Consider the following 6,388-nt stretch of genomic DNA (forward strand, 5'->3'; position numbering starts at 1 on the left):
TGCCGATGGCCGGCGGCGGCGATGGCCGTCCGCCCTCCCATCGAGTGGCCGAGCAGGTAGACCGGCACCGACGGATGCGCTGCGGCGATGCGGTCCAGAGCCCAGCGGGCGTCCCCCAGCGCCGACTCGTCCGCGCCGTTCCACCCCCGCACCCGGTTGCGCAGGGCCCAGACGGCCAGACCATGGGCGGATCCCGCCGCTGCGAGCCGTGCCGCGAACGGACGCATCCGCAGGGGGCTGAGGTGCCGGGGCCGTACGGCCTCGAAACTGTCCGCCCGTCCGCCGTGCAGCACCAGCGCGACACCGCGGACGCCGTCGGACGCGCCGCTCACGGTGACGACGGGGTCGGAATCCTCCGCCCGTCCCGCTCTCCGTGCCATCCGCCGTGCCATCCGCCGTGCCATCCGCCGTCCCCTCCGCCCGCAGGCCGTCCGTGCCCCGGCCCGTAGAATCCAAGGGCGTGCGCGGCGAGCGCGGAATCCGCCTGCACGCCACCAGCAGGAACCAAGCTACCCGTTCGAACCGATTCCAGCCGAGGGACATCCGTGGGCTCCAGCCACCTCCATACCACCGGGAATGCCGAGCCGTCGGCCTCCGCGATCGCCACGCGGCGGCGGGCGACCCTGCTGCTCTCGGCTCTCCTCGTACCGCTCGGGGTGATCACCCTCATCGCGATGGTGCTGCTCTGGCCGAGCGGAGACCGCACGTCCCTGTCGGTCGCGAACCCGTATGCCACGGCGGAGGGGGTCAGTTTCGACCGCGGGACCGTCCTGGCCGTCCGCGAAGGGGACTGTCCGTCCTCCCGGCCCACCGTGGACGCGGGCGGCACCGCGCAGATCTGCACCATCGCCGACACGCAGCCCGCGCTCGGCGGCGACCTCGTCCCCGTCGAGGTGACGCCGGAGCTGGCGAGGACCGATGCGGTCGAGGCGGGCGACGAGATCCGCTACCTGAACCTCGCGAACGTCCTCCAGGGCGGAGCCGCACCGTACGTGTTCGTCGACTTCGTCCGCTCGGTGCCGATCGTCGCGCTCGCCGTCGGGTACGCCGTCGTCGTGGTCGCGGTCGCACGCTGGCGCGGCCTGCGAGCCATGATCGGCCTCGTCGGTGCGCTCGTGATCCTCGCGCAGTTCGTCCTGCCCGGGCTCGTCGAGGGCAAGCCGCCCCTGCTGCTCGGGCTCGTGGGTTCCGTGGTGATCATGTACGGCGTGCTCTACTTCGCGCACGGCGTCTCCGCCCGGACCTCCACGGCGCTGCTCGGGACGGTCTTCGGCCTCGGTGTCACCGCGGCCCTCGCCGCCTGGACCACGGACGCCGCCCACCTGACGGGTATGGGGGACGAGAACGCGTACACGCTCGTCAACGCGTCCGACGAGCTGTCCATCTCCTCGATCATCCTGTGCGGCCTGATCATCTCGGGCCTCGGAGTGCTCAACGACGTCACCATCACGCAGTCCTCCTCCGTGTGGGAGCTCCACGAGCTCGCGCCGAACACCTCCGGGCGCCGCCTCTTCGCCTCCGCCATGAGGATCGGACGCGACCACATCGCCTCGACGGTCTACACGATCGCGTTCGCCTACGCCGGGGCGGCGCTGCCCGTGCTGATTCTCGTCTCCCTCTACGACCGTGCCCTCCTCGACACCCTCACCAGTGGCGAACTGGCGGAAGAAGTGGCGCGCACCCTGGTGGGCTCGATCGGTCTCGTCCTCGCCATCCCGCTCACCACCGCGATCGCGGTGCTGGTGGTGAAGGCGGTCGGGCCGAGGACGGCGGGTGGTGGATCGGGCGACGGCCCGGCCGGGAGCGGGACGACGCCGGCGGTCCTCGCGGCGGGAGCGGGGACGCTGCCGCCGGGCGGGCGCCTCGTGGGGCTCGGCGAGCGGAGTGCCCGCCGGGCGGCGGAGCAGGACGCATGACGAACGCCTGGCGGAAGGCCGCCCGGGAGCGCAGGCGCACAGCGGACACCGCCACCGGATTTGCGGCACCTTGCGACAATGGAGGGGTGACCGCAGTAACCACCCTCCCCGTCCCCTCCGGCGATCCCGGCTACGGCGACCCCGCGGCTGCGCTGCCCGAGGCAGCCGACGGCGCCCTGAAGCTCGACCTCCCCCCGCTCGCCCTGGGCGGCATCACCGTGGACACGCCGGTGATCCTCGCCCCGATGGCAGGCATCACCAACAAGGCGTTCCGCCGGCTGTGCCGCGAGTACGGCGGCGGGCTCTACGTGTCCGAGATGGTGACCTCCCGCGCGCTCGTGGAGCGCAGCCCGGAGTCGATGCGCATCATCTCGCACGACGACGACGAGAAGGTGCGCTCGGTGCAGCTGTACGGCGTCGACCCGAAGACCGTGGGGGCCGCGGTGCGACTCCTCGTCGAGGAGGACCGCGCCGACCACATCGACCTCAACTTCGGCTGCCCCGTCCCGAAGGTCACCCGCAAGGGCGGGGGAGCGGCCCTGCCCTGGAAGCTCGACCTCTTCACGGGCATCGTGCAGACCGCCGTGCGGGAGGCGTCGAAGGGGAACGTGCCCCTCACCATCAAGATGCGCAAGGGCATCGACGAGGACCACCTGACGTTCCGCGAGGCCGGCAGGATCGCCCGGGACAGCGGCGTCGCCGCCGTCGCCCTGCATGGGCGCACCGCGTCCCAGTTCTACTCGGGCAAGGCCGACTGGAACGCGATCGCCGAGCTGCGCGAGGCCCTGCCGGACATCCCCGTCCTCGGCAACGGGGACATCTGGAGTGCCGAGGACGCCGTGCGCATGGTGCGGCAGACCGGCGTCGACGGCGTCGTCATCGGACGCGGCTGCCAGGGCCGTCCGTGGCTCTTCGGCGACCTACGCCACGCCTTCGAGGGCAGCGCGGACCGGTACCGGCCGGGGCTGGGGCAGGTCGCGGACACCGTCTACCGGCACGCGGAGCTCCTCGTGGAGACCTTCGGCAGCGAGATGATGGGGCTGCGGGACATCCGCAAGCACATGGCCTGGTACTTCAAGGGCTACGTCGTGGGTGGGGAACTGCGCGCCAAGCTGGCCACGGTGCCCACCCTCGAGGTCCTGCGCGGACTGCTCGACGAGCTCGACAAGGATTCGCCGTACCCGGGCCCGGACGCCGAGGGGCCCCGCGGCCGCGCAGGGTCCCCGAAGAGGACCGCGCTGCCCGAGCACTGGCTCGACGGCCGCGTCCTGGACGCAGCACAGCAGGCCGACATCGCCGCCGCCGAGGTAGACGTCTCCGGCGGCTGATCCGGGCTCCCGCCCGCCCCGCCCGATCCACAACGGCGCACGCCCGCGGGCCACTTCCCGATCGTTGCGCTAGAAAGGCATCATGAGCTTCCCCGAACAGCACGCCACCGGCTACGCCGTCGCCGACACCGCGCGGTGGGTGGAGGAGCCGCCCAAGAGCTCGCACCGGACCGACTTCGAACGGGACCGTGCCCGCGTGCTGCACTCCTCGGCGCTGCGCCGCCTCGGTGCCAAGACACAGGTGGTCGCTCCGGACACCGACGACTTCGTGCGCACGCGCCTGACCCATTCCCTCGAGGTCGCGCAGGTCGGCCGCGAGCTCGGCAGGACCCTGGGGTGCGACCCCGACATCGTGGACACCGCGTGCCTGGCCCACGATCTCGGGCACCCGCCCTTCGGCCACAACGGGGAGTCCGCCCTCAACGACATCGCCCACGGCATCGGCGGGTTCGAGGGCAACGCCCAGACCCTGCGCCTCCTCACACGCCTCGAGCCGAAGGTCCTCGCGCCCGACGGCGGCCCGGCGGGCCTCAACCTGACCCGGGCCAGCCTGGACGCCTCCTGCAAGTACCCGTGGGCCGCCTCGTCGGCACCCGTGATCGGGGGCCAGCGCACCACCAAGTTCGGTGCGTACGACGACGACCTGCCGGTCTTCGAGTGGCTGCGCCACGGTGCCCCCGAGGGCCGGTCGTGCCTCGAGGCGCAGGTCATGGACCTCGCCGACGACATCTCCTACTCCGTGCACGACGTCGAGGACGCGATCGTCGCCGGGCACCTGCAGCTGAAGTGGATGGACAGCGCGGACGCCCGCGCCCGCGTGGTGGGCTACACCCAGCAGTGGTACCTCCCCGGCAGTGACCCGGCGGCCGTCGACGCGGCGCTGGCACGCCTGGAACGGACGCCCGTCTGGGTCCGCGAGGCGGACGGCACACGGCGGTCGATGGCTGCCCTGAAGAACATGACCAGCCAGTTGATCGGCCGCTTCTGCCAGAGCGCCATGCAGTCAACGCGCTCCATCTACGGACCGGATCCGCTGACCCGCTACAACGCGGAGATGGTGGTACCGGAGGAGACCATCATGGAGATCGCCGTGATGAAGGGCCTCGCGACGACCTACGTCATGACCACCGACCACCGCCAGCCGCTGTACGAGCGCCAGCGGGAGATCCTCGCGTCCCTCGTCGCGCAGATCCACGCAGACGGCGACCGCTCCCTCGAGCCGATGTTCGCGGCCGACTGGCGCGGTGCACCGGACGACGACGCCCGCCTGCGCGTCGTCATCGACCAGGTGGCCTCCCTGACGGACGCCTCGGCGCTCGGCCTGCACGAGCGCATCGTCGGCCCGGTCCCGGCCCTCTGGTAGGCGGGGCAGGGGCCGCGGTGCGACCGGGACGCGGCGAGGCGTTGCGCACGTCCCCTCCCGTGCCGGTCAGGGTGTCGGTGGGGCGGGCCTAAACTGGGTTCCATGGCCGGACTCATCAAGCGGGAAGACATCGATGAGGTACGCCAGCGCACCGACATCAAGGAAGTGGTCGACGCCTACGTCACCCTGAAGTCCGCGGGGATCGGCTCGTGGAAGGGGCTGTGTCCCTTCCACGACGAGCGGTCCCCGTCCTTCCACGTCCGTCCGCAGATGGGTTCCTACCACTGCTTCGGCTGTGGTGAGGGCGGCGACGTCATCTCCTTCGTGCAGAAGCTGGACCACACGTCCTTCAGCGAGACCGTCGAGAAGCTCGCCGCACGCATCGGCTTCGAACTGCACTACGAGGACGGCGGCACCGGGCCCCGCCGCGAGGACGTGGGCAGGCGGCAGCGACTGCTCGACGCCCACAAGATCGCGGCGGAGTTCTACCGCGACCAGCTCCTCACCCCGGCGGCCGCCACGGCCCGGCAGTTCCTGCAGGAGCGCGGTTTCGACCGCGCTGCCGCGGAGCAGTTCGGCGTCGGCTACGCGCCGCAGGGGTGGGACACGCTCCTGAACCACCTCACCGGGCGGGGCTTCACCCTCGACGAGCTGAAGCTGACCGGCATGTTCAGCGCGTCCTCGAGCAATGCGGGCCGGTTCTACGACCGCTTCCGCGGACGCCTCATCTGGCCGATCCGCGACATCACCGGTGACACCGTCGGGTTCGGGGCGCGGAAGCTCTACGAGGACGACCAGGGGCCGAAGTACCTCAACACCCCCGAGACCTCCCTCTACAAGAAGTCCCAGGTGCTGTACGGCATCGACCTCGCCAAGCGGGAGATCGCCAAGAACCGGCAGCTCGTCGTCGTCGAGGGGTACACCGACGTCATGGCATGCCACCTGGCCGGGGTCGCCACCGCCGTCGCGACCTGCGGCACGGCCTTCGGCACCGACCACATCAAGATCGCCCGCAGGCTCCTGTCCGACGACGGCACCGGGGGCGAGGTGATCTTCACGTTCGACGGCGACGCGGCGGGCCAGAAGGCGGCGCTGCGTGCCTTCGAGGAGGACCAGCGGTTCAACTCCCAGACCTACGTCGCCGTGGAGGCGTCCGGAGCCGACCCGTGCGAGCTGCGCCAGACCCGCGGCGACGACGCCGTGCGCGCCCTCATCGCCGACCGCCGTCCCCTGTTCGAGTTCGCCATCAAGGCGTCCTTCGGGAACTTCGACCTCTCCTCGGGCGAGGGCCAGGTGAAGGCCCTGCGCCATGCCGCCCCGATCGTCGCCCAGATCCGCGACGTGTCGCTGCGGTCCACGTACACCCGTGAGCTCTCGCGCTGGCTCGGCATGCAGTACGTCGGCGAGGACCAGGTGGCCCGTGCTGTGGCCGCCGCGGCACGCCGCGAGGGCAGCTCCGGGCACACGCCCAACGGCCGTCAGCAGAGCGGGCAGGGGAACCCGGGGCAGCAGGGGGGTGCGGGGTCCGGGCCGACGGACCCCGCCGGCGCCGCGTCGGGGTCCCCCGCGTCCGTGGCGTCCGCCACCCCGGGCGAGCCGTACTTCGAGCGGCCCGATCCGCGGGATCCCATCGCCCGGATGGAGCGGGAGGCGCTCGAGGTGGTGCTCCAGCAACCCACCCTCCTCACTGCGGCGCAGTGGGAGAGCTTCTCCACGTCCCGCTTCACCGTCCCGGTCTACGAGGCGCTGCACAACGCGGTCCTCGCGGCGGGGGCGGATGG

At 71.7% G+C, this 6,388-nt stretch carries 5 protein-coding genes; 4 read left to right on the forward strand and 1 reads right to left on the reverse strand.

The window, feature by feature from the left end:
- Window positions 1–380: serine aminopeptidase domain-containing protein (locus tag CVO76_RS03885; protein WP_208740747.1), on the reverse strand; the 380-nt coding region annotated here is incomplete at its 3' end.
- 165 nt (window positions 381–545) lie between these two features.
- On the opposite strand from CVO76_RS03885, the gene CVO76_RS03890 reads away from it, so the two are divergent.
- The 4 genes from CVO76_RS03890 to dnaG form a co-directional block, all read left to right on the forward strand.
- The gene (locus CVO76_RS03890; RefSeq protein ID WP_244186177.1) at window positions 546–1,916 is read left to right on the forward strand and encodes a YibE/F family protein; all 1,371 of its coding nucleotides are present in this window, start codon (window positions 546–548) and stop codon (window positions 1,914–1,916) included.
- 86 nt (window positions 1,917–2,002) lie between these two features.
- Window positions 2,003–3,244 carry a tRNA dihydrouridine synthase DusB gene (dusB, locus tag CVO76_RS03895; RefSeq protein WP_432206126.1) on the forward strand — a complete coding sequence of 414 codons (1,242 nt, stop codon included), beginning with the start codon at window positions 2,003–2,005 and terminating at the stop codon, window positions 3,242–3,244.
- 82 nt (window positions 3,245–3,326) lie between these two features.
- Window positions 3,327–4,607, forward strand: a complete 1,281-nt coding sequence (locus CVO76_RS03900) for a deoxyguanosinetriphosphate triphosphohydrolase (protein ID WP_133082154.1) — start codon at window positions 3,327–3,329, stop codon at window positions 4,605–4,607.
- 102 nt (window positions 4,608–4,709) lie between these two features.
- Window positions 4,710–6,388: DNA primase (dnaG, locus tag CVO76_RS03905; protein ID WP_208740749.1), on the forward strand; the 1,679-nt coding region annotated here is incomplete at its 3' end.

This window comes from Arthrobacter agilis (assembly GCF_002953615.1).
Classification (GTDB): domain Bacteria; phylum Actinomycetota; class Actinomycetes; order Actinomycetales; family Micrococcaceae; genus Arthrobacter_D; species Arthrobacter_D agilis_B.

What these genes read in the sequence shown, in the direction of transcription:
- CVO76_RS03900 (WP_133082154.1), top strand. Translation starts at nt 3,327, where the DNA reads ATGAGCTTCCCCGAACAGCACGCCACCGGCTACGCCGTCGCCGACACC.